Origin of the sequence: Actinomadura sp. NEAU-AAG7, assembly GCF_018603865.1 — a bacterium.
Lineage (GTDB): Bacteria > Actinomycetota > Actinomycetes > Streptosporangiales > Streptosporangiaceae > Spirillospora > Spirillospora litoris.
Genome location: NZ_JAHFZY010000012.1, coordinates 149,352 through 170,649, shown reverse-complemented (window position 1 = coordinate 170,649; position 21,298 = coordinate 149,352). Strand labels below are relative to the sequence as shown.

The following is a 21,298-nucleotide window of genomic DNA, read 5'->3' as shown; positions in this document are numbered from 1 at the left end:
AGGGACGCGCGCGCCGTCGTTCGATGCCCGCGAGGGGCGCTCATCGGGTGGCCTCCTGCTCCTGCTGAAGCTCCTGGTAACGCTCGGGCACGACGGTGAAGCCGCCGGCGACCACGCCGGCGAGGGCAAGATAGGCACGCCGCGTCGGCGCGCGCAACGACTTCAACTCGTTGCGCGGGGCGCGGTCCATGCTCAGATGATCGTCCCACGGGATGCGGACGAGCGCCCGGCAACGGCCCCGCGCCACGGCCTCGGCCTGCTCGACGTCGTCCATGCTGCGGCGGCTGACGCCGTTGATGACCGTCACCGCGCGGGACCGCAACTCCTCGTAGCCGTGGCCGTCGAGCCACTCGAACGTCATCGCCACCGCGCGCGGCGCGTCGGCGCTGGCGGGCGCGACCAGCACGACCTGGTCGGCGTAGGGCAGCACGCGCGCGACGACGGCGGCCGCTGCGTCCAGCAGCGTCACCGAGTAGAACTTGTCGATCGTGCGGATCGCGAGCGCGTAGTCCCGGTCGTCCAGCGCCTGGAGCGGGTTCTTGCCCGCCGCGACGACGTCGAGGCCGGACTTGGCCTGCGAGGTGTACCGGCGCATCGCGGTGAGGCTGCCCACCTGGTCGGCGCGCGTGATGAGCCCGGTGAGCGTCTCGTTGGTCTCGCTGCGCGTCCGCCGGGCGAGCGCGCCCGGGCCGGGGTTGACGTCGATCGCGACGATCGGCTCCCCGTTGTGCTGGGCGAAGGTGTGCCCGAGCATCAGCGCGGTCACGGTCTGCCCGGCACCGCCGGTGCATCCGAGGACGACGATGTGGCGCGTTCCCTGGAACGGCTGCTGGAGCCGCATCTGGTAGTCGCCGTCGACGTCCCCGTGCCCGCCGCCGACGGCCTGGATGAGCCGCCGCAGCCCGCCGGCCGTGACCTCGTGCTCCGGGTCCGGCGGCGTGATCGCGGGTCCGGACGGCGGCGGCGCGGGCGGCGGCGGCAGCGGCCTCGGCCGCACCGGCGAGGCGGGCCCCGACCGCACCTCGCGCGGCGGCGCCTGCTCGTCCGGCGACGGCTGGCCGGGCCCGCCGTGCGGGTAGGGCACGGGCCCGTGCGGAGCCTGCTGGGGCGGCGCGGGCGCCTGCGCGGCCGGTGCCGGTGGAACCTGTGGCTGCTGCGGCTGCGGCGGCGCGGGCGGGCGGGGCTCGGTCGGACGCGCGGGCTTGGACAGCCCCTTCGACCACGGCTTCGGCGGCTCCTTGCGCGGCTGCTCGCCGGGCGGTCGCGCACCGAACGCCCCGGGCACCATCGGAACGTCCGGCCGGGTGATCGGCGGCTCCCCCGGCCCGCGCTGGGGCTGGGGCCGCTGCTCGGGCGCGGGCGCCGAGGGCGGGGTGTTCTTCCACCCCGCGACCTTCTTGTCACCGGGCTCCCCCTGCGAAGAACGCGCGGCCCAGGGCCTCGGGGCAGGCCCGGCCCCCTGCTGGGGCGCTCCGCCCTTGCCCTGCCCCTCCCGAGGAGGAACGGGCGGCTGCTGCGGCACGTCCGGACGCGTATCGGTCTCGGCCTGCCCACGCCCGGCGGCCCGAGGCCCGGCCAAGGGAGGAGGGGGCCCCTCAACGCCCGCACCCGCCTGCGGCACAGGCGTCCCGTCCCGACGCCCCTCGGGACCCGACTTCTCAGCAGCCTCACGCGGCGCCGACTCGGTCGACCAGGGTTCACGCGGAGCGGGCCCACCCACCCCTTGCTCGCGCCGACCCGACTGGGGCGACCCGAACTGACGCGGAGCGGCCTCACGCGGCCCAACCTCAGGGGACGCGGGCTGGCGTGGAGCGGCCTCGGCCGCGGACTCACGAGGCTCCGACTCGCGCGGAGCGGGCTCGGTCGACCATGGCTCCCGTGGGGCGGACTCGCGCCTCGCCTCGTGGGGTGCGGACTCACGAGAGACGGGCTCGTGCGGGGTGGCCTGGGGCGCGGGCTCGCGAACCTCAGGCTCACGCGACGCGGGCTTGGCCGCCTCCGACTCGCGCGGAGCGGGCTCGGTCGACCAGGGCCCGCGAGGAGCCGCCCCAGGCGCACCGACCTCGCGCGGCCCCGACTCACGCCGACCCGACTGAGGCGACCCGAACTGACGCGGCGCGACCTCAGGGGACGCGGGCTCACGGATCGCGGGGCCGTGTGGAGTGGCCTGGGCTGCGGGCTTACCGGCCTCGGGCTCGCGCGGCGCGGACGCGGGTGGCTCCGGCTCGCGCGGTGCGGAGTCGGTCGACCACCGCTCGCGGGACGCGGGCTCGCGTGGAGCGGCCTGGGCCGCGGGCTCGCGAGGCTCCGCGCCGTGCGGAGCGGGCTCGGACGGCCGAGGCTCTTGGGGCGCCGATCCGCGCGGGCTCGGCTGAGGTGAGCCGGACTCGCGTAGCGCGGGGTCGCGGGGGGTGGCCTGGGCGGCGGGCTTACCGGCCTCGGGCTCAGGCAGCGCGGGCGCCTCCGAGCCGCGCGGTACGGAGTCAGTCGACGACCGCTCGTGAGGAGCGGACTCGCGGGCTGCGGGCTCGCGTGGTGTGGCCTGGGCGGCGGGCTCAGCGGCTTCGGGCTCGCGCGGCGCGGACGCGGGCGGCTCCGGCTCGCGCGGTGCGGAGTCGGTCGACCACCGCTCGCGGGACGCGGGCTCGCGTGGAGCGGCCTGGGCCGCGGGCTCGCGAGGCTCCGCGCCGCGCGGAGCGGGCTCGGACGGGCGGGGCTCTTGGGGGGCCGGTCCGCGGGGGGGGCCGAACTCGCGGGGGGCGGCCTGGGCGTCTGTTGGGACGGGGGGCCGGGGGGCGGCCGGGCGGGGGGTGGAGGCACTTGCGGAGGGTGGGGTGTCCTGGGGGTGGGCCGGAGGGGTCGCCTGCCAGAGTTCGGTGGGTTCGCCGGGGCGGCGGACGCCGGACGCCAGGGCGCGCTTGCCTGAGCCGGGGGCCTCCAGGTGGGGGGTCGCCGGGGGGCCTTCCAGGCCCGGGGAGCCCACGAGCACGTCGTCCTCGTGGGAGATGTCGCGGGTCGCGCGGCGCCAGGGCTTGGGCGGACGGGGCGTCGCCGCGCCCGCCACGGGGACGTCGGCGGCGGGCTGCTCGGCGACCGGGACGCCCTCGGCGGGGATGGGCGGTGTGGCGGGGGCCGCGGGCGCCGGGGCGAAGGGGGCGGGTGGCGGGGCGGGCGCGTCCGCGCGCTGGGCGGCGTACTCGGCCAGGGGCTGCGGGGCCGAGGCGGCGGACGGGCGCGGGACGGCCGGTGCCGCGGGCACGGCGGCGACCTCGGGCTCGGGGGCGGCCTTGCGCTTGCGGCGGCGGGCCTTGACGGCGGCCTGCTCAGGGGCGGGCGCGGCCACGCCGGGGCGGCGCCAGACACGGGCGACGATCACGACCTCGCGGGGTTCGCGGATCGGGGTGAGGCGGCACCAGGTGCGGGGCTCGGAGAAGTAGCGGCTCTGGGAGAGCAGCAGTTCGGTGAGGCGCTTGCCCTCGATGACGGGCCGGGTGGCCAGCCAGGTGAGGACGGCCGGGGGGACGATGTAAAGGACGTGCCAGGGGGATTCGAAGGGGATGCCGACGAACCTCAGCAGCACGATCCAGGGGACGAACACGCCCGCGAACACACCGATCTGGACCAGCGGCAGCGGCATCGGAAGCCGCAGGTCGTACAGCTTGTAGAGCCGCTTCTCGATGCGCCATATGTTCGTGTACGTGAATAGGTCCACGCCCCTACTCCCCTAGCTGCGCGAGCACGGTGCCGTCTGCCGGGCCCCGGGCGGGGGCCGTCCGACCTCGGGTGTCCGCCGGTATGGAGTTCAGCTGACGTCCACTCCCAGGGCCTTGGCTATCGCCTTGGCCGTGGTCTCGATGATGTTCGGCACGTAGAAGACCACTCCGATTCCGATCGCCAGGACGATGAATTGCACGAAACGCGTGATCTCGCGCGTGAAGAGGAAGAAGATCGCCACAATGGAGACGATCACCAGGAACAGCGGGCCGAATATCTGGCGGAGCCAGTCGGCGAGCTGGTCGGTCTTGAGTTCGTCGTTCTCTGTCGGAGCCGCCAGGAGTTCGTGCGGAATCGACGCCATGACGTGGTGCAGCATCGATGGGCTACCTTCCTCGGTCGGCGGTTGTGTCGGGGGCCGGGTGCGGCTGTCGTCTCATGAGCCGTTCGTTTCCGTGGTGCCGCGGATGTCTCGCACGAGCCAGGTCGTTCCCTTCTTCATGATGAGCTGGTAGCTCTGCTCCAGCTCACCGCCTCCGGTCAGCTGCCACACGACCGTCGCGGTGACGGTGCGCTCACCGGAGGGCCCCTTCGGCGCCACGACCTCCTTGACCTGCACGAAGGTCACGGTGTTGGCCAGACCGGTGATGGTCGTCCCGTCGGAGAAGCGTGACAGGGCCGACTGGTTGCTTGAGGCGTACGCCTGAAAGAAGGTACCTAGGAACGGCTGTAGTTCGGCTTCCAGGGCGGTGTCGCGGTCCTGGACGCGGTTCTGGGGAAGCAGGGCCTTGGTGGGCGGGGGGAGCAGCGCCGGACGCGCGGAGACGACCAGCGAGCCGGCGGTGTCGGCGTAGACCGGGACGGCGAGCCGGAGCCATTTGTCCTGGCTGCGGGCGAGCAGCGTCACGGTCGCGTTGTTGGCGTCGCGGACGTCCACCCCGGCCACCTGGACGGACTGCACCTGTAGCCCGCCGACGCGGTTCCAGCCGAACTGGCCGTCGGCGCCGTCGGGCAGGAACGGGCGGAGCTGCGCCTCGCGGGCCGCGGCGTTCTTCTGGTCGAAGTTCAGGTAGACGCTGGCGAACTGGAGCGCGAACGCTCCGGCGGCGCTGGAGGGGAACTGCGCGCTCTTGCCGGGCTTGGGCGCGCTCGGCGTCGCGGACTCCTCGGCGGTGAAGCGTTCGAAGGGGGCCCGGACGCCGTTGACGAGGATGACGAGGATGACGGCCCACAGGATCGCGCGGCCGACCCACACCCACCAGCGACCGCCGGAGCCGCCCCAGCGTCCGGCGCGCGAGTCGCCGCCCGAGCGTCCGCGGCGGCGGTCGGGCTCGGGCACGTCCCACGGGTCGGCGGAGGAGGCGAGCGCCCGGCCTGGCGCCGGCGTCTCCTCCACCACGGCGGTGTCACGGCCGCGTCCAACGGCCGACCTGCGAGCCATCCTGCCTCCGCTCGCGCCTCGCCCCCGGTCGGCGCGGTCATGTGTGCCTGGTCGTGTGCTGGGTGGCCCTTTCCGAACCCACCCCGGGCCCAGCGTAACCACGAGCGCCAATTGTTCCAGCGCATCGCGGCGAAGCACAGCCCCGGCACGCGGTTGTGGATAATGCAATCCACCTCAGCAGGAACAGGGAAGATTGCCAAACGGTGACGATCCCCTATCCAAGCCTCCGAACGGAGCGCGCGGACACGTTCCAGACAAGCGTCCCGGATCACGAGTTGGTTGGTTACCGCGTGGCGGCCCCGGCCGGAATCTCTTCCCCAAAGAAACCGGCAAACTATCCATCTCGGGACATATCACGACAGAACACCCTGCCCGGGTGCCCGTCCCGCCCCACATGCAACACCCGTCCCAACGAACGCACAAGGCCCGCGTGCACGGAGCGTGGCGCGGGGACCCAGGGAGGTGGGGCTCAGACGTTGAAGCGGAACTCCACCACGTCGCCGTCCTGCATGACGTAGTCCTTGCCCTCCATGCGCACCTTGCCCGCGGTGCGGGCGGCCGCCATGGACCCGGCGGCGGTGAGGTCGTCGAAGGAGACGATCTCGGCCTTGATGAAGCCGCGCTGGAAGTCGGTGTGGATGACGCCCGCGGCCTCGGGCGCGGTGTCGCCGGTGCGGATCGTCCAGGCGCGGGACTCCTTCGGGCCCGCGGTCAGGTACGTCTGGAGCCCGAGCGTCGCGAACCCGATCCGGACGAGCTGCGACAGGCCGGACTCCTCCTGCCCCATCCCCTGGAGCAGCTCCAGCGCCTCGTCGTCGGGCAGCTCGATCAGCTCGGCCTCGATCTTGGCGTCGAGGAAGACCGCCTCGGCGGGCGCGACGAGGTCGCGCAGGCGGGAGCGGACGGACTCGTCCGACAGCTCGTCCTCGTCGAGGTTGAACACGTACAGGAACGGCTTGGCGGTGAGCAGGTGCAGCTCGCGCAGCAGCGCGAGGTCGATCCCGGCCTTCTCGGCACCCGCGAAGAGCGTCACGCCCTCGTTCAGGAGCTTCTGCGCGGCGGTGACGGCGTCGACGACCGCGAGCTTCTCCTTGTCCTTCTTGGTGCGGGCCTCCTTGTCGAGGCGCGGCAGCGCCTTCTCGATCGTCTGGAGGTCGGCGAGGATCAGCTCGGTGTTGATCGTCTCGATGTCGCGGGACGGCGCGACGTCGCCGTCCACGTGCGTGACGTCGGGGTCCTCGAACGCCCGGATGACCTGGCAGATCGCGTTGGTCTCGCGGATGTTGGCGAGGAACTTGTTGCCGAGGCCCTGCCCCTCGGACGCGCCCTTGACGATCCCGGCGATGTCGACGAACTCCATCGTCGCCGGAATGATCTTCTGCGAGCCGAAGATCTCCGCCAGCACGCCGAGCCGCGGATCGGGCACCCCGACCACGCCGACGTTGGGCTCGATGGTCGCGAACGGGTAGTTGGCGGCCAGCGCGTCGTTCTTGGTCAGCGCGTTGAACAGGGTGGACTTGCCGACGTTGGGCAGCCCGACGATTCCGATGGAGAGGCTCACGGCCGTCAAGTTTATGGGCCCGCCGAACCTCCTCCAGACGACGAGCGGGTGAACCTTCCCCGCGTGGACCCGCCGGACGGGCGAGGGCGGCTGCGAACAGTGCGGCCAATTGTCCGGTCCGGGGCTCCTACCGGCGAGTCGCGGACACGGTGCGCGCGTCCGCTGTCACGATGAACGGATGGATCTCGCGCTGTTCGCCGGACTCCTCGTCGGCGCCGTCTTCGGCGTCGTCGCCGGGTACGCGCTGGCGACGAGCCGGCAGGGCGCGCTGATCGCCCGGGCGCGCGCGGCCGAGGAGAAGCTCGCCTACGCCGAGGAGCGGATGGCCGAGCACTTCGAGAACCTGTCCGCCAAGGCGCTGGACGCCAGCAACCAGCGGTTCCTCGAACTGGCGGACGCGCGGCTCAAGGCGGCCGGGGCCGAGGCGGCGGGCGAGCTGCAGCGGCGCCAGCAGGCCGTCGAGCACCTGGTCGCCCCGCTGAAGGACACCCTCGCCAAGGTGGAGGAGCAGCTCCGCGAGGTGGAGACGGGACGCCGCGAGTCGCACGCGATGCTCGCCAAGCAGGTCGAGTTCGTCCGGCACAGCTCCGACCAGCTCCGCCGGGAGACGCAGTCGCTCGTCCGGGCGCTCCAGCGGCCCGAGGCGCGGGGGCGGTGGGGCGAGCTTCAGCTCCGCCGCGTGGTGGAGATCTCCGGGATGGCGCACCACTGCGACTTCGACGAGCAGGCGAGCGCGGTGACCGCAGACGGGACGGTCCGCCCCGACATGGTGGTCCGGCTGGTCGGCGGCAAGAGCATCGTGGTCGACTCCAAGGTGTCGCTGGCCGCCTACCTCCAGGCGGCCGAGAGCGGCGACCCGGTGCGGCTGGACGCGCACGCCCGGCACCTGCGCGACCACGTCGACCGCCTCGCGGCGAAGTCGTACTGGCAGGCGTTCAGCCCGGCGCCGGAGTTCGTGGTGCTGTTCATCCCGGGCGAGGCGTTCCTGGCCCCCGCGCTCGACCGCGACCCCGGGCTGCTGGAGCACGCGATGCGGCGCCGCGTCCACATCGCCACCCCGACCACGCTGATCACCATGCTGCGGACGGCGTCCTACGCCTGGCAGCAGGCCGCGCTGTCGCGCAACGCCCGCGCCGTCTTCGAGCTGGGCAAGGAGCTGTACGAGCGCCTGGGGACGATGGGGCAGCACGTCGACGAGCTGGGCCGGGCGCTGACCGGCGCGATCAAGTCCTACAACCGCACGGTCGGCTCCCTGGAGACCCGCGTCCTGGTCAGCGCGCGCCGCCTGAACGACCTCGGCGTCGTCGAGGACCCCCTGGAGGGGCCCCGGCCGGTCGAGGAGAGCCCCCGCGCGCTGTCGGCGGCGGAACTGACCGATGCGGAACCGACCGATCACGACCGCGACGACCGCCCCGGCGTTCCCGCCCCGGGCGTCCCGTTCGAGGAGGATCCCCCAGAAGAGCCGCGTCATCGGCCAACCGACGACCCCTACGGCGAATCCAACGGAAAGGAGCCGTCCGGCGCCCCCCGCGAAGGCGAGCACGATACCGAGTACGGGAGCGAACCGGTAGGTTTCGGCCGACGGGCCATCCCTGATCAGTTCGATCAGCGGGAGAGGTGGCAATGAGCAGATCGACGGTGGACGACGCGCCGGGCGGCGCGTCCCCGGCCCCAGGGGGTCCAGTGCGTGGTCAGCGCGACGGCTCGGCCCGGACGTCGCGGGCGGCGAAGGGGTCGCGGGCCCGCGCGAAGGCCGCCCCCGCCGCCTCCTCGGCGCCGGTGGCGCTCACCGCGCGCGGCGGGATCGTCGTCATGTTCGGCACCGGCCTGGTGTGCGCGCTGCTGGCGCGCTGGCTCGGCGTCGGGCTGCTCGCGGGCGGCGGCTTCACGATCGGCTGCGTGCTCGCGGCGTTCGCGACCCGGCCCGCCGACCTGCTCACGCTGGTCGTCAGCCCGCCGCTGGCGTTCTTCGCCGCGACCCTCACCGCCGTGTTCCTCGACACCCTCGGGGACGGGTCGCTGCTGCGCGGCATGACCGTCGGGGTGCTGACCGCGCTCGCGGGGACCGCGCCGTGGCTGTTCTTCGGCACGCTGCTGGTGCTGGTGATCTGCCTGTTCCGGGGGCTGCCCGCCAACGTGCGGGAGCTGCGCGGCAAGCTCGTCCGGGTCCGCCTCTTCGAGAAGGAGGACAACGAGGACCCCGTCCGCTGGGACGACTCGCCGTCGGCCGGGCCGGAGCGCCCCGGGCCGGAACGCTCCGGCAAGGAGCGCCCCCTGCACCACGGGGACGTCGACTGATCCGTCAGACGGGCGTGATGCGCAGGTCCCGGCGCAGCTCGTGCGGTAGCGCGAACCGCATGCTCTCCTTGACGGACTCGATCTCCTCCGCCTCGCCGAAGCCCCGCTCGGCCAGCCAGCCCAGCACGCCCTGGACCAGCTCGTCCGGGACGGACGCGCCGCTCGTCACGCCGACCGTGCCGACGCCCTCCAGCCAGGCCGGGTCGATCTGGTCGGCGTAGTCGACCAGGTACGCGGCGTCCGCGCCGTGCTCCTTGGCCACCTCGACGAGCCGCACCGAGTTCGAGGAGTTCGTGGAGCCGACCACGATCACGAGCTGGGACCGCGCCGCCATCTCCTTCACGGCCGTCTGCCGGTTCTGGGTGGCGTAGCAGATGTCGTCGGACGGCGGGTCGGTCAGCTTGGGGAACCGCTCCCGCAGCTTCTCGACGGTCGCGATCGTCTCGTCCACCGACAGCGTGGTCTGCGAGAGCCAGGCCACCTTCTCCGGGTCGCGGACGGTGATGCGGGCGACGTCGTCGGGGCCATCCACCAGGTGGATGTGGTCGGGGGCCTCGCCGGTGGTGCCGATGACCTCCTCGTGCCCCTCGTGCCCGATCAGCAGGATGTCGTAGCCCTGCGCGGCGAACCGGACGGCCTCCTTGTGGACCTTGGTCACCAGCGGGCACGTCGCGTCGATCGTCCGCAGGTCGAGGCCCTTGGCCTCCTCGTGCACGACCGGCGCGACGCCGTGGGCGGAGAACACCACGATCGCGCCCTCGGGGACCTCGGCGGTCTCGTCCACGAAGACGGCGCCGCGCTCCTCCAGCGTCTTCACCACGTGGACGTTGTGGACGATCTGCTTGCGGACGTAGATCGGCGCCCCGTACTTCTCCAGGGCGATCTCGACCGCCTGCACGGCGCGGTCGACGCCCGCGCAGTAACCACGCGGCTTGGCGAGCAGGACACGGCGCTCGGTGTCAGCGGTCATGCCCCCATCGTACGAGCCGCCCCGCCCGCCCCGCACAGCGCCGCACGGTAGCGTGCGCAGTTCGTACGAATCATGAAAGGTCAGGTCAAGCCCGCTGTGTGACCCACTCCATGTCACTGTTGGACGAAATTCCACTAACGCGGGGTGACCGAGATCGCGCCCATGGGGCAGAGTGAAACCGACGAGACGATTGCCGTACGACGCGGGACGACGCGCTCGGCGGCAGGAAGAGGAAGACGATGACAAGATCGCCGCGCCGCCTCAAACAGCAGGTCCAGGACACCGTCGGCGAGCAGGTGCGCGACCTGCCGCTGCACGCCGTCCGGCTGGCCATGTTCGGCGTGGGGCGTGCCCTGCTGCTCAGCGACCGCGTGACCAGGGACTACAAGGAGATCACCGAGGGCGGCGGGGTGCGCCCGGTGCTCGGCCGGCTGCGCACCGACGTCCAGGGCACGGCCGAGCGGGTCGTCGGACGGGTGGTCGAGCGGGTCCGCGGTGAGGAGCCCGCGCCCGCCCCGCGCCCGCGGCCGGCGCGCCCGTCCGCGCCGTCCGCGCCGTCCGCGCCCCGCACGGCGCCCAGGCACGCCGCCGGCGGCCAGGACGGCGAGATCTCGATCGGCAAGCCCGCCGCCACCCCGCCCGACACCGGCCACACGCCCAAGCACGCCCGCCCCGCCGGCGAGCCCGCCGAGCCGCGGCCCGCCAGGCCGGAGGCGGAGAAGCCCGCAGCGGCGAAACCCGAGCCCGCGAAGCCGGAGCCCACCAAGGCAGAGCCCGCCAAGCCAGTGCCCGCCAAGCAGGAGTCCGAGGCCGCCAAGCCCGAGGCCGCGAAGGCCGAGCCCGCGAAGACCGAGGCCGCTGAGTCCGAGGCCGCTGAGTCCGAGGCCGCGAAGGCCGGGCCGAAGGACGCGGCGGAGCTGCCCGTCCCCAACTATGACGAGGCGACGCTGCCGCAGTTGCGCGCGCGGCTGCGCGGGCTGTCGGCCGACCAGGTGAGGCTGCTGCGCGAGTACGAGCGCGACCACGCCGCCCGCACCGACGTGATCAGGATGTACGAGCGGCGCATCGCCAAGCTCAACGGCCACGGCTGACCGCCGGAACGGCCCCCGCCCCGGCGCGGGGGCCGTCGCACGTCAGGCCGGGGCGGGAGCGTCCCGGAGTGCGTGGTCCACGTCGACGCGCACCAGCGCCTCCAGGTGGCGGCGCCGCACGACGAGGATGCCGATCGCGATGGCGCAGCAGGCGGCGCCGACGTAGTACGGCAGGTCCGCGTCGACCTCTTCCGCGAGCCTCGTCGCGGAGTAGGGGGCGAGGGCGCCGCCCATCCAGCGGACGAAGTTGTAGCCCGCGGACGCCACCGGGCGGGGGTTGTCGGACACCTCCATCGCCGCCTCGGTGAACGCGGTGTTGTTCAGCCCGATCGGGATGCCGGACAGGATCGTGCAGACGATCACGCCGCCGTGCCCGAGCGCGGCGAGCCCGAGCTGGAACACGATCAGCAGGCCGAGCGCCAGGTACATGACCCGGACGGTGCCGAACCGCCGCTGAAGGGGCGGCGCGCCGAACACCGAGGCGAGCGCCACCATCACGCCCCAGCCGAAGAAGACCAGGCCGATGCCGTGCGCGCCCATCCCGAGGACGAACGGGGTGAAGGCGAGCACGGTGAAGAACGCGTAGTTGTAGAACAGCGCGGTGAACGCGGTCGTGGACAGCCCGCCGTGGCCGAGCGCGCGGATCGGGGCGCTCAGCCGGGTCCGCTCCGGGGGCGGGGGCGTCGCCCTGAGCAGCGTGGTGATCAGCAGGAAGCCGGCCGCCATGAGCGCGGCCGTCCCGAAGAAGGGGAGGCGCCAGTTCAGGTCGCCGAGCAGGGCGCCGGCGAGCGGGCCGAGGGAGATGCCGAGGCCGAGCGCGGCCTCGTAGAGGATGATCGCCGACTCCGCGCCGCCGGTCGCGGCGCCCACGATGACGGCGAGCGCCGTGGCGACGAACAGCGCGTTGCCGAGGCCCCACCCGGCCCGGAAGCCGACGAGCTGGGAGACGCTGTCGGACGTCCCGGCGAGCGCGGCGAACACCACGACGAGGCCGAGCCCGATCAGCAGCGTCCGCTTGCCGCCGATCCGGCTGGACACCCATCCGGTGAGCAGCATCGCGACCGCGGTGATCAGGAAGTAGCTGGTGAACAGCAGCGACACCTGGCTCGGCGAGGCGTCCAGGTTGGCGGCGATGGCGGGCAGGATGGGGTCGACCAGCCCGATGCCCATGAAGGCGACCACGGCGGCGAACGCGGTGGCCCAGACCGACAGCGGCTGCCGCAGGACGCCGCCCTTCGCGGAGGGGCGCATGGGACCTTCCTTTCCAGGGTGTGCGCTTGCCGAGGAGAGCGACCCCGGCGGCCCCGGTCCGGACGGCCCCGCCCGGGTCAGGGGCGGTCGAAGAGCTTGTCCAGCGCGGGCAGCGCGGCGGCGACGGCCGCGCGCTCCTCCTCGCTCAGCCCCGCGAACCGCTCGGCCAGGTAGCCGAGCCGGCGCTCGCGTCCGGCGGCCAACTGCTCGCGGCCCGCGCGGGTGAGCCGGGCGGTGACGACGCGGGCGTCGGTCCCGTCCCGGCCGCGCCCGACGAGGCCGTCGCGCTCCAGCCGGTTGATCTGGGCGGTCATCGTCGGCAGCCGGACGCCGTGCTCGGCGGCCAGCTCGGTCATCCGCCGCGGGCCGCCCTCCAGCGAGCCGAGCACCGACAGCTGCTGGCTGGTGATCGGCTGGTCGGCGCTCACCCGGCGCAGCATCAGCACCACGTGGCGCAGGCGCCGGTTCAGCTCTTCGGCCAGCTCGCGGTCGGAAAGGGTCACGGTCGCTCTCCTCGATTACTTAGCTAGTCTAAGTTAGCTCGACTAAGTGTTCAACGGGTCCCGGTGTCGCTCCGGTCACACCCCGACGCGCACACCGTAGGCTTCCGGGCATGGCGATGGAGACCACGGCGGAGTCCCCCGTGCCGGTGCGGACCGTCCTGCAGGCGGTCGGCGGCTGGATCGGCAGGCTCGGGCGCATCTGGGTCGAGGGCCAGATCACCGACCTCAACGCCCGGGGCGGGACGGTCTACATGACCCTGCGCGACCCCGTCGCGAACATGTCGGTGCGGGTCATCGGGCCGCGCGCGGTGTTCGAGGCGGCGGGCCCGGCGGTGACCGACGGCGCCCGGGTGGTCGTGCACGCCAAACCCGACTTCTGGATCAACCGGGGGACGTTCTCGCTGAGCGTCCTGGAGATCCGCCCGGTCGGCGTCGGCGAGCTGCTGGCCCGGCTGGAGCGGCTCAAGCAGGTACTCGCGTCCGAGGGCCTGTTCCGTCCCGAGCGCAAGCGGGCGCTGCCGTTCCTGCCGGGGAAGATCGGGCTGATCTGCGGGCGGGACTCCGACGCCGAGCACGACGTCCTCCAGAACGCGCGGCGCCGCTGGCCCGCCGTCGCGTTCCAGGTCGAGAACACCGCCGTCCAGGGCTCGTACGCGGTCGGCGAGGTGATGGAGGCGCTGCGCAGGCTCGACGCCGACCCCGCCGTCGAAGTGATCATCATCGCCCGGGGCGGCGGCGCGATGGAGGACCTGCTGCCCTTCTCCGACGAGGCGCTCGTGCGCGCGGTGTCGGCCGCCCGCACCCCGGTGGTCAGCGCGATCGGCCACGAGCAGGACAGCCCGCTGCTCGACCTGGTCGCGGACGTGCGGGCCTCCACGCCCACCGACGCCGCCAAGCGGACCGTCCCGGACGTGCGCGAGCAGCTCCAGCTCGTCCGGCAGCTGCGCGACCGGGGCCGCCGGTGCCTGGCGGGCGGCGTGGAGCGGGAGCTGGCGTGGCTGAAGGCGGTCCGGTCGCGGCCCGCGCTGGCCGACCCGGTCCGGGAGGTGGAGCGGCAGTCCGAGCGGGTGCTGGCCCTGCGCGACCGGGCGCGGCGCTGCCTCGCCGGGGCCCTCGACCGGGCCGGGGACGAGCTGTCCCACACCCGCGCCCGGCTGCTGGCCCTCTCCCCCGCCGCGACGCTGGACCGCGGCTACGCGATCCTCCAGCGGGAGGACGCGTCGGTCGTCCGCGAGCCGGCGGAGGTCAAGGAGGGCGAGCGGCTCCTCGTCCGGCTGTCGGGCGGGCGCCTCGGCGTGACGGTCTCGGGCGTCGGACCGGGCCGGGAGTGAGAGGGTGGACGGGTGGCCGAAGAGAAACTGTCGTACGAGCAGGCACGGGACGAGCTGACCGACGTCGTCAAGCGGCTGGAGGCGGGCGGGCTGACGCTGGAGGAGTCCCTCGGCCTGTGGGAGCGCGGCGAGCGGCTCGCCGCGATCTGCGAGGAGTGGCTGGAGGGCGCGCGCGCCCGGCTCGCCGCCGCCATGGCGCCGCCCGAGAACGGCGGCGCGGACGCGCCCGCCCCCTTCTGACCCCGGGCGCGCCCGTCCCTGCCGACCCCGCTACACCGCCGTGTCGAAGTTGATCGAGCTGTAGGCGCGGAGCTTGCCGAGCTGGTGCTCGCTGGAGATCGTCCTGATCGTGCCGCTGCGCGAGCGCATGACCAGCGAGTGCGTGACCGCGGTGTCCTTGCCGTAGCGGACGCCGTCGGCGAGTTCGCCGTCGGTGATGCCGGTCGCGGCGAAGAACACGTCGTCGGAGGTCACCAGGTCGTCGGTGGTCAGCACGCGGCCGAGGTCGTGCCCCGCGTCCTGCGCCTTGCGCCGCTCGGCGTCGTCCTGCGGCCACAGCCGGCCCTGGATCACCCCGCCCAGCGCCTTGATCGCGCACGCGGCGATGATGCCCTCGGGGGTGCCGCCGATGCCGAGCAGCAGGTCGACGCCGGTGCCGGGGCGGCACGCCATGATCGCGCCGGCGACGTCGCCGTCCAGGATGAACTTGATCCGCGCGCCCGCCTCGCGGACCTCCTTGACGATGCCCTCGTGGCGCGGGCGGTCCAGGACGCAGACGGTCACGTCGTGCGGCGAGGAGCCCTTGGCGCGGGCGACGGCCCGGATGTTGTCGGCGATCGGGCGCCCGATGTCCACGGCGCCGGCCGCCTCGGGGCCGGTCACCAGCTTCTCCATGTAGAAGACGGCGGACGGGTCGAACATCGACCCGCGCGGCGCCACCGACAGCACCGCGATCGCGTTGTTCATGCCGAGCGCGGTCAGCCGGGTGCCGTCCACCGGGTCGACCGCGACGTCGCACTCGGCGCCGCCGCCGTCGCCGACCTCCTCGCCGTTGTAGAGCATGGGCGCGTTGTCCTTCTCGCCCTCGCCGATCACGACGACGCCGCGCATGGACACGGTGTTGATCAGCTGGCGCATGGCGTTCACGGCCGCGCCGTCCGCGCCGTTCTTGTCGCCGCGCCCGACCCAGCGGCCGGCGGCCAGCGCGGCGGCCTCGGTGACCCGGACGAGCTCCATCGCGAGGTTGCGATCCGGCGCGGCGGGCTCGGTCGCGAGCGGGGAGGAGACGGTGGTGTCGTCGGTCATGGCGGACGGCCCCTTCGGTCGATGGTGACTCGGATTCTCTGCGGACCGGACGGCGGCCCACAAATTGGACCAGACCAGAGCGGACGCGCGAGAGCGCCGGACGTGCGCCGGGCACCGCGACGAGGGCGGATTCGGCGGGCGCGTGGGCAAGGGATCGTTTCCCCCGTGGAAGAGGGCGTAATCTCAGGCACCATGAGCAGCGACATGGACGTCTCGTCCGGCGGGGTGCCGCGCAACGGCTCCGCGCGCGCCGCGGGCGACCCCGCGCGGACCTCCGACCGCGGCGCCGCGACCCGCGGCGCCCTGCTGGACGCGGCGCGGGACGTCTTCTGCGAGTCCGGCTTCGCGCAGGCGGCGGTCACCGACATCGTCGCGAAGGCCGGGGCCAGCGTCGGGAGCCTCTACCACCACTTCAACGGCAAGGCCGACCTGTACCTCACGCTGTTCGAGGAGTTCCAGGCCGCGCAGCAGGAGCGCACCCGCGAGGCGATCAGCACCGTGCGGGAGGCGGGCGAGACCGACCCGATGCGGCAGTTCATCGCCGGGGCCCGCGCCTACCTCGACGGCTGCCTCGCCCAGCGCGACGTCTCGCGGCTGTTCATCTCCGGCGACGGCCCGCCCGGGTTCGACCGGGTGATGCGCCAGCGCCTGACCCGCTGGGCCCGCCGCAACGCGGCGCTGTTCCACACCGACGACGGCGGCGTCGACGAGGCGCTGGTCATGGTGCTGACCGGCGCGATGGCGGGCGCCGTGTCGGAGATCTCACTGATGGACGACGAGGGCGCCGCGCGCCGCCTCGCGGGCGAGGTCATGGCGATCCTCGGCACGATCCGCAACCCCCGTACGGAGCAGCGCTGAGCGTGCGGGATCCTGGAGGGGTGAGCGACAAGACCCCTGCCCCGGCCGAGGGCGCCGCGCAGACCGCCCCCGCCGGGCCCGAAGCCGCCCCGGAACCCGGGCAGACCCCGGAAACCGGACAGGCCCCGGAGACCGAGCGGGGCCCCGAGACCGAGCGGGCTGCCGAGACCGGGCGGGCCCCGGAGGGCGAGCGGGCCCCGGAGGGCGAGCAGGCGCCGGCGCGGCAGGTCGTCCAGGTGAGTCCGGGCGTCCACAAGCGGCTGACCACGGGCCTCGGCGGCTTCACGATGGCGATGGGCGCCTGCCTGCTGATGGTGGCGGCGATCTTCCTGATCACGCCGCGCAGCAACAAGGAGGTGCTGCCGACCGTCGACTACGCCTCGCAGCAGTGGGCGATGCGCAACGGCGCGCCGTTCACCTCCTACGCGCCCGAGGGGCTGCCGCCCGGCTGGCGTCCGACCAGCTCGCGGCTGCACGGCCTGGACACGAACGGGAGCAAGCCCGTCGCCTGGCACCTGGGCTTCGTGACGCCGAGCGATGAGTACGCCGCGCTGGAGCAGAGCAACGAGAGGGCCTCCGACTACGTCCCGCGCATGACCAACAACCGCAACGCGCTCGGGACGCAGCAGGTCAACGGCGTGACCTGGATGAAGTACCACCGCAAGGACAAGAAGGCGAACTCCCTCGCGCGCACGCTGCCCGACGGCGTGAGCCTGGTGGTCACCGGCACGGCGTCCTACGAGGAGCTGGCGGTCCTGGCGGCCTCGCTCCGGCCGCAGAGCAAGCAGGGCGCGATCCCGGCCCCCTCGACCTCCGCCAAGCCCGGCTCCTGACCGCGCGCGGCCGGGTCAGCGGCGGCCGAGCCGCCCCCGGACGCGGTCGCGCAGCGAGCGCCGCGGCGCCCGCGCCCGCACCGACGTGCAGATCAGCGTGCCGCCGACCTCGATCGTCGGGCCGTCGGCGCCGGGCCGGGTGCGCAGCTCGCGGGTGCTGAGGACGGAGCGCCCCGTCACCTCCACGCGGACGCCCTCGGGCACCAGCAGCCGGATCCGCCCGCCGAGCACGGTCGCGTCCAGCACGATGTGGCGCCGCTGCAGGACGGCCTCGCGCAGGTCCAGCTCGACGGTGCCGAACAGGGCGAGCAGCGGGAGCCGGACGGGCACGACCCAGCGCCCCTCGCGCCGCGTCCGGCCGAAGAACACGGTGAGCGGGCGGTCGTCCACGAGGATCGGCTGGGCCTCCTCGGGGCCGAGGTCGCCGGTCAGCCCGGTCAGGTCGCCCAGCGTCCGGGCCTCGTAGACGCGGGAGGCGCGGTCGGCGTGCTCCTCGATGCTCAGCCGCCCGTCGGCGAGGGCCTCGGCGAGCACGGCGGCGACGCGCTCCCGGTCGGCGTCGGAGGCGCGCAGGTCGCGGACGCGCGTCGCCTGTTCGGCGGCCGGACGCCGGGGAATCTCCACGTCTAGAGGGTAACGTCCGGGCGATGGTGTTCCGCGAGAAAAATCGCTGGGGTTCGGCCTGCCCCTCTACCTAGGGTGACGGGATGACGGTGCAACGGTCCGATCCGGAGGGTGGGGACGGTCGTCCCCCCGCGAGAGTCCAGACCCGCGTCGCGGCCGCCGGGGACGGTGGGGCCGCACCGGCGGCGGTCAGCCTCCGGGGCGTCGTCAAGCGCTTCGGCGACTTCACCGCGGTGGACGGCCTCGACCTCGACGTCCCCTCCGGCGTCTGCCTAGGGCTGCTCGGCCCGAACGGCGCCGGGAAGTCGACGACGATGAAGCTGCTGACCGCGCAGGCCGTCCCCACCGAGGGAACGATCCACGTGCTCGGCTTCCCGGTCCCGCGCGAGTCCAAGCGCGCGCGGGCGGCGATGGGGGTCGTCCCCCAGCAGGACAACCTCGACGAGGAGCTGACCGCCCGCGAGAACCTGGAGGTGTTCGCGCACCTGTACCGGGTGCCGCGCGGGAAGCGGCGGCAGGCGGTCGACGACGCGCTGGCGCTGGCGCACCTCACCGAGCGGCAGCTCACGAAGGTCGACGACCTGTCCGGCGGGATGCGCCGGCGGCTGCTGATCGCGCGCGGCCTCGTGCACCGCCCGGCCCTGGTCCTGCTGGACGAGCCGACCGTCGGCCTGGACCCGCAGGTCCGCGCCGAGCTGTGGGGGCTGATCGACGGGCTGCGCGCCGCCGGCACGACCGTCCTGATGTCGACGCACTACATCGAGGAGGCCGAGCGGCTCGCCGACGAGTGCGCGCTGATGTCGCACGGCAGGGTGATCGCGCGCGGGACGCCCGCGAGCCTCGTCGCCGAGCACGCGGGCGAGCTGGTGGTGGAGCACTACGGCCCGCCCGAGCGGCTCTCCGACGTCGAGCGGCTGGCCCGCGGCGCGGGGCTGCCCACCCGCCGCACCGGGCCCTCGGTGTCGGTGCTGCGGGCCGAGACGATCCCGCCGTCGCTGGACGAGGCGCTCGGCCCCGACGGGGTCCGCCGCGCGTCCAGCCTGGAGGACGTGTTCGTGGTGCTGACCGGGGAGCGGGTGGAATGACCGCGCAGGCGGAGCGGGCGGCGCGGGCGGAGCGGGCCCCGCGCCTCAGGCGGTTCGAGATGGCGCCGATCAAGGGCGTGTGGCGGCACGAGCTGGCCCTCTACAAGCGCTACTGGAAGTCGCAGTCGTTCGCCTCGATCGTCGAGCCGACGTTCTTCCTGCTGGCCTTCGGCTACGGGTTCGGCTCGATGGTCGCGGCGATCGGGGACTACCGCTACCTCGACTTCGTCGCGACCGGCGTGGTCGGGACGGCGGCGCTGTTCACCTCGATCTTCCCGGGGATGTTCAACAGCTACATCCGGCGGGTGTTCCAGCACACCTACTCCGGCATGCTGGCCGCGCCGGTGGACGTGCACGAGCTGGTGACGGCCGAGGCGCTGTGGATCGCGGCGAAGTCGGCGGTGTACTCGTGCTCGCCGCTGGTCGTGGCGCTGTGCTTCGGCCTGGACCCCTCCTTCGGCATGCTGCTGGTGCCGGTCGTCGCGTTCTTCACCGCGCTCGGGTTCGGCCTGTTCGGGATGTGGACCTCGGCGGTCGTCCCCTCGATCAACTCCTTCGACTACGTGATCACCGGGGTGGTGACGCCGCTGTTCCTGATCGCCGGGACGTTCTTCCCCATCGGCACGCTGCCCGGCTGGGTCGGGTTCGCGGCGCACCTCAACCCGCTGTACCACTGCGTGGAGCTGGTGCGGCACGCGGTCTTCGGGCTGCGCCCGCCGGCCGATCTCGGCCATCTGGGCGCGCTGGTGCTGTTCGCCGCGCTGATGTGGATCATCGCCGTCCGGGGGATGCGCCGCCGCCTCATCGACTGAGGCCCCGCCGGCCGATTGACCCCGGCCGCCACCTGTCCCTACTCTGACGCGAACTTTCTTCACATTTCGCGGCGGGACGCGGCGGGAAGCGGCGCGGAGAGGTCGGGCGGCATGGGCCAGAGCATCACCGCGCGGGACCGGCGGGCCCGGTCCGCCGCGTACGCGGCGTTCGCCGTCCAGGGGCTGTGCTTCGCCTCGCTGGTCACGCAGATCCCGCGGATCCAGAAGGCCCACCACCTCGGCGACGGGACGCTGTCGCTGGTGCTGCTGACGGTCCCGCTGGTCGCCGGGGTCGGCAGCGTCGTCTCGGGCGCGCTGTTCCAGCGGATCGGGAGCGCGCCGGTGCTGCGCGCGGCGCAGCCCGCCGTGGCGCTGACGATCGCGGTGATCGGCCTCACCGGCGACCACGACCTCCCGCTGTACGCGGCGGTCGCGCTGTTCGGGCTGTTCGTCGGCGCGGTGGACGCCTCGATGAACGCGCAGGGCGTCGCGGTCGAGCGCCGGTACGGGGTCAGCCTCATCACCGGTTTCTACGCCGTGTGGAGCCTCGCCGGGATCCTCGGCGGCCTGTGGTCGTCGCTGTCCAACCGGGTGGACCTCCCGCTCGGCACCGCCTTCGCGGTCGCGGCGGTCGCCGGCGCCGCGGCCTCGCTCGCCACCGGGCCGCGCCTGTACGGGCGGGCGGAGGAGGGCGGCGGGCCGTCCGCGCGGGAGCTGCGGGCGGCCGGGCGCCGCGTCCCGTGGCGCCCGATCCTGGTGGTGGGCGCGGCGATGGCCGTCGCCTACCTCGCCGACGCGGCGATCTCCTCCTACGGCGCCAAGTACCTGGACGACGAGCTGTCCGGCTCCGACTGGGTCGCGCCGCTCGGCTACGTCGGCTACCAGGTCGCGATGGTCGCGAGCCGGGCGGTGGCGGACCTCGCCGTCCGCCGCTCGGGCCCGGTGCGGGTGGTGCGGCTCGGCGGCGCCGTCGGCCTCGCCGGCATGGCCGGGGTGGTGGCGGCGCCGAACGCGGCCCTCGCGATCGCGGCGTTCGCGGTCGCCGGGCTCGGCCTCAGCGTGATCGCGCCGGTCGCCTTCTCCGCCGCCGGACGGGTCGACCCCACCGGGCTCGGCGTGGCGGTCGCCCGCGTCAACATCTTCAACTACGTCGGGTTCGTGCTCGGCGCGGCGGTCGTCGGCGCGATCGCGCCGGTCAGCGCGGAGCACGGGCTGCGGATGGCGTTTGCCGTCCCGGCGGCGCTGGTCCTGGTCGTGTTCGTCACCGCGCGGGGCTTCGACCCCGCGCCCGCCGGTGGCGGCGCCCGGCCGGGCGCCGCCACCGCGGGCTTCTGACGAACCTCGCCCCTCCGCCCTACCGCGCCGAGGAGGTCAGGCGTCCTCCAGCGCGGTGATGGCACGTTCCCCCTCGACCTGCGCCTGTTCGGGCGTGAGGTCCTTCAACGCCTGGGTCAGCGCGACCTCGGCGGCGTCGGCGGCGGCGCGGAGGGTGACGGCGTGCTCCTGCGCCCGGTCGAGTTCGCCGAGCCCGACGCAGTCGAAGGCCACCTGCGCGTCGTGGCCGGCCATCTTGAGCTGCCGCGCGGCCTCTTCCAGACTCATCCATACCTCCTACACCGGG

The 21,298-nt window shown here is 73.8% G+C and carries 20 protein-coding genes; 10 read left to right on the top strand and 10 right to left on the bottom strand.

The genetic code is table 11. The features are described from left to right. Positions 1 to 40 precede the first annotated feature (40 nt). The 4 genes from KLI87_RS41340 to ychF all read right to left on the bottom strand — a co-directional run bounded on the left by KLI87_RS41340 (position 41) and on the right by ychF (position 6,716). A complete protein-coding gene (locus tag KLI87_RS41340; RefSeq protein WP_214620900.1) occupies positions 41 to 3,712 on the bottom strand; it encodes a conjugal transfer protein in 3,672 nt (1,223 codons plus the stop codon). A 90-nt stretch (positions 3,713 to 3,802) separates the two neighbouring features. Next, entirely contained in the window at positions 3,803 to 4,093 is a 291-nt protein-coding gene (locus KLI87_RS38270; RefSeq protein ID WP_156219024.1) for a hypothetical protein, read from the bottom strand. A 57-nt stretch (positions 4,094 to 4,150) separates the two neighbouring features. Beyond that, positions 4,151 to 5,155 carry a conjugal transfer protein gene (locus KLI87_RS38265; RefSeq protein WP_156219025.1) on the bottom strand — a complete coding sequence of 335 codons (1,005 nt, stop codon included), beginning with the start codon at positions 5,153 to 5,155 and terminating at the stop codon, positions 4,151 to 4,153. A gap of 469 nt (positions 5,156 to 5,624) precedes the next feature. Then, positions 5,625 to 6,716 (bottom strand): redox-regulated ATPase YchF, encoded by a 1,092-nt coding sequence (ychF, locus tag KLI87_RS38260; RefSeq protein WP_214620899.1) that lies wholly within the window; start codon positions 6,714 to 6,716, stop codon positions 5,625 to 5,627. 178 nt (positions 6,717 to 6,894) lie between these two features. Here ychF and KLI87_RS38255 point away from each other — a divergent pair, with 178 nt between their 5' ends. After that, entirely contained in the window at positions 6,895 to 8,343 is a 1,449-nt protein-coding gene (locus tag KLI87_RS38255; RefSeq protein ID WP_250904653.1) for a DNA recombination protein RmuC, read from the top strand. Next, positions 8,340 to 9,014, top strand: coding sequence for a DUF6542 domain-containing protein (locus KLI87_RS38250; protein WP_214620898.1), 675 nt, complete (start codon positions 8,340 to 8,342; stop codon positions 9,012 to 9,014). Before KLI87_RS38255 ends, KLI87_RS38250 begins: the two co-directional genes overlap by 4 nt. A gap of 4 nt (positions 9,015 to 9,018) precedes the next feature. On the opposite strand, the gene KLI87_RS38245 is transcribed toward KLI87_RS38250, so the two are convergent. Next, a complete protein-coding gene (locus tag KLI87_RS38245) occupies positions 9,019 to 9,984 on the bottom strand; it encodes a 4-hydroxy-3-methylbut-2-enyl diphosphate reductase (RefSeq protein WP_156219027.1) in 966 nt (321 codons plus the stop codon). Between the two features lie 239 nt (positions 9,985 to 10,223). On the opposite strand from KLI87_RS38245, the gene KLI87_RS41335 reads away from it, so the two are divergent. After that, positions 10,224 to 11,075: a hypothetical protein gene (locus KLI87_RS41335; protein WP_214620897.1), complete on the top strand. Its 852-nt coding sequence runs from the start codon at positions 10,224 to 10,226 to the stop codon at positions 11,073 to 11,075. 42 nt (positions 11,076 to 11,117) lie between these two features. Here KLI87_RS41335 and KLI87_RS38235 read toward each other — a convergent pair whose 3' ends face one another. Continuing rightward, positions 11,118 to 12,326, bottom strand: a complete 1,209-nt coding sequence (locus tag KLI87_RS38235; RefSeq protein ID WP_214620896.1) for an MFS transporter — start codon at positions 12,324 to 12,326, stop codon at positions 11,118 to 11,120. A gap of 77 nt (positions 12,327 to 12,403) precedes the next feature. Beyond that, a complete protein-coding gene (locus tag KLI87_RS38230) occupies positions 12,404 to 12,829 on the bottom strand; it encodes a MarR family transcriptional regulator (RefSeq protein ID WP_308166538.1) in 426 nt (141 codons plus the stop codon). A 110-nt stretch (positions 12,830 to 12,939) separates the two neighbouring features. Here KLI87_RS38230 and xseA point away from each other — a divergent pair, with 110 nt between their 5' ends. Together xseA and KLI87_RS38220 are read left to right on the top strand one after the other, a co-directional pair. After that, on the top strand, positions 12,940 to 14,160 hold the full coding sequence (gene xseA, locus KLI87_RS38225; protein WP_214620895.1) for an exodeoxyribonuclease VII large subunit: 1,221 nt from the start codon (positions 12,940 to 12,942) through the stop codon (positions 14,158 to 14,160). A gap of 12 nt (positions 14,161 to 14,172) precedes the next feature. Then, the gene (locus tag KLI87_RS38220; RefSeq protein ID WP_214620894.1) at positions 14,173 to 14,400 is read left to right on the top strand and encodes an exodeoxyribonuclease VII small subunit; all 228 of its coding nucleotides are present in this window, start codon (positions 14,173 to 14,175) and stop codon (positions 14,398 to 14,400) included. 30 nt (positions 14,401 to 14,430) lie between these two features. Here the strand turns inward: KLI87_RS38220 and glpX are convergent, their stop codons facing one another. Next, a complete protein-coding gene (glpX, locus tag KLI87_RS38215) occupies positions 14,431 to 15,465 on the bottom strand; it encodes a class II fructose-bisphosphatase (protein ID WP_156219031.1) in 1,035 nt (344 codons plus the stop codon). Between the two features lie 192 nt (positions 15,466 to 15,657). Between glpX and KLI87_RS38210 the strand changes: the two genes are divergently transcribed. Further along, on the top strand, positions 15,658 to 16,323 hold the full coding sequence (locus KLI87_RS38210) for a TetR/AcrR family transcriptional regulator (RefSeq protein WP_156219032.1): 666 nt from the start codon (positions 15,658 to 15,660) through the stop codon (positions 16,321 to 16,323). A 20-nt stretch (positions 16,324 to 16,343) separates the two neighbouring features. Further along, positions 16,344 to 17,156 (top strand): DUF4245 family protein, encoded by an 813-nt coding sequence (locus KLI87_RS38205; RefSeq protein ID WP_308166535.1) that lies wholly within the window; start codon positions 16,344 to 16,346, stop codon positions 17,154 to 17,156. Positions 17,157 to 17,171: 15 nt separating this feature from the next. On the opposite strand, the gene KLI87_RS38200 is transcribed toward KLI87_RS38205, so the two are convergent. Beyond that, on the bottom strand, positions 17,172 to 17,780 hold the full coding sequence (locus KLI87_RS38200; protein ID WP_214620892.1) for a DUF1707 domain-containing protein: 609 nt from the start codon (positions 17,778 to 17,780) through the stop codon (positions 17,172 to 17,174). An 83-nt stretch (positions 17,781 to 17,863) separates the two neighbouring features. On the opposite strand from KLI87_RS38200, the gene KLI87_RS38195 reads away from it, so the two are divergent. The 3 genes from KLI87_RS38195 (at position 17,864) to KLI87_RS38185 (ending at position 21,012) form a co-directional block, all read left to right on the top strand. Next, on the top strand, positions 17,864 to 18,865 hold the full coding sequence (locus tag KLI87_RS38195; RefSeq protein ID WP_156219034.1) for an ABC transporter ATP-binding protein: 1,002 nt from the start codon (positions 17,864 to 17,866) through the stop codon (positions 18,863 to 18,865). Further along, the gene (locus tag KLI87_RS38190) at positions 18,862 to 19,677 is read left to right on the top strand and encodes an ABC transporter permease (RefSeq protein ID WP_214620891.1); all 816 of its coding nucleotides are present in this window, start codon (positions 18,862 to 18,864) and stop codon (positions 19,675 to 19,677) included. The genes KLI87_RS38195 and KLI87_RS38190 overlap by 4 nt, the downstream gene beginning before the upstream one ends. 111 nt (positions 19,678 to 19,788) lie before the next feature. Further along, on the top strand, positions 19,789 to 21,012 hold the full coding sequence (locus KLI87_RS38185; protein ID WP_214620890.1) for an MFS transporter: 1,224 nt from the start codon (positions 19,789 to 19,791) through the stop codon (positions 21,010 to 21,012). 36 nt (positions 21,013 to 21,048) lie between these two features. Here the strand turns inward: KLI87_RS38185 and KLI87_RS38180 are convergent, their stop codons facing one another. Then, entirely contained in the window at positions 21,049 to 21,279 is a 231-nt protein-coding gene (locus KLI87_RS38180; protein WP_156219037.1) for a hypothetical protein, read from the bottom strand. Between the last annotated feature and the right edge of the window lie 19 nt (positions 21,280 to 21,298).

What these genes read in the sequence shown, in the direction of transcription:
- KLI87_RS38250 (WP_214620898.1), top strand. Translation starts at nt 8,340, where the DNA reads ATGAGCAGATCGACGGTGGACGACGCGCCGGGCGGCGCGTCCCCGGCC.
- KLI87_RS38190 (WP_214620891.1), top strand. Translation starts at nt 18,862, where the DNA reads ATGACCGCGCAGGCGGAGCGGGCGGCGCGGGCGGAGCGGGCCCCGCGC.
- KLI87_RS38185 (WP_214620890.1), top strand. Translation starts at nt 19,789, where the DNA reads ATGGGCCAGAGCATCACCGCGCGGGACCGGCGGGCCCGGTCCGCCGCG.
- xseA (WP_214620895.1), top strand. Translation starts at nt 12,940, where the DNA reads ATGGCGATGGAGACCACGGCGGAGTCCCCCGTGCCGGTGCGGACCGTC.
- KLI87_RS38265 (WP_156219025.1), bottom strand. Translation starts at nt 5,155, where the DNA reads ATGGCTCGCAGGTCGGCCGTTGGACGCGGCCGTGACACCGCCGTGGTG.
- KLI87_RS38210 (WP_156219032.1), top strand. Translation starts at nt 15,658, where the DNA reads ATGAGCAGCGACATGGACGTCTCGTCCGGCGGGGTGCCGCGCAACGGC.
- KLI87_RS38245 (WP_156219027.1), bottom strand. Translation starts at nt 9,984, where the DNA reads ATGACCGCTGACACCGAGCGCCGTGTCCTGCTCGCCAAGCCGCGTGGT.
- KLI87_RS38195 (WP_156219034.1), top strand. Translation starts at nt 17,864, where the DNA reads ATGACGGTGCAACGGTCCGATCCGGAGGGTGGGGACGGTCGTCCCCCC.
- KLI87_RS38180 (WP_156219037.1), bottom strand. Translation starts at nt 21,279, where the DNA reads ATGAGTCTGGAAGAGGCCGCGCGGCAGCTCAAGATGGCCGGCCACGAC.
- KLI87_RS38235 (WP_214620896.1), bottom strand. Translation starts at nt 12,326, where the DNA reads ATGCGCCCCTCCGCGAAGGGCGGCGTCCTGCGGCAGCCGCTGTCGGTC.
- KLI87_RS38270 (WP_156219024.1), bottom strand. Translation starts at nt 4,093, where the DNA reads ATGCTGCACCACGTCATGGCGTCGATTCCGCACGAACTCCTGGCGGCT.
- glpX (WP_156219031.1), bottom strand. Translation starts at nt 15,465, where the DNA reads ATGACCGACGACACCACCGTCTCCTCCCCGCTCGCGACCGAGCCCGCC.
- KLI87_RS38255 (WP_250904653.1), top strand. Translation starts at nt 6,895, where the DNA reads ATGGATCTCGCGCTGTTCGCCGGACTCCTCGTCGGCGCCGTCTTCGGC.
- KLI87_RS41335 (WP_214620897.1), top strand. Translation starts at nt 10,224, where the DNA reads ATGACAAGATCGCCGCGCCGCCTCAAACAGCAGGTCCAGGACACCGTC.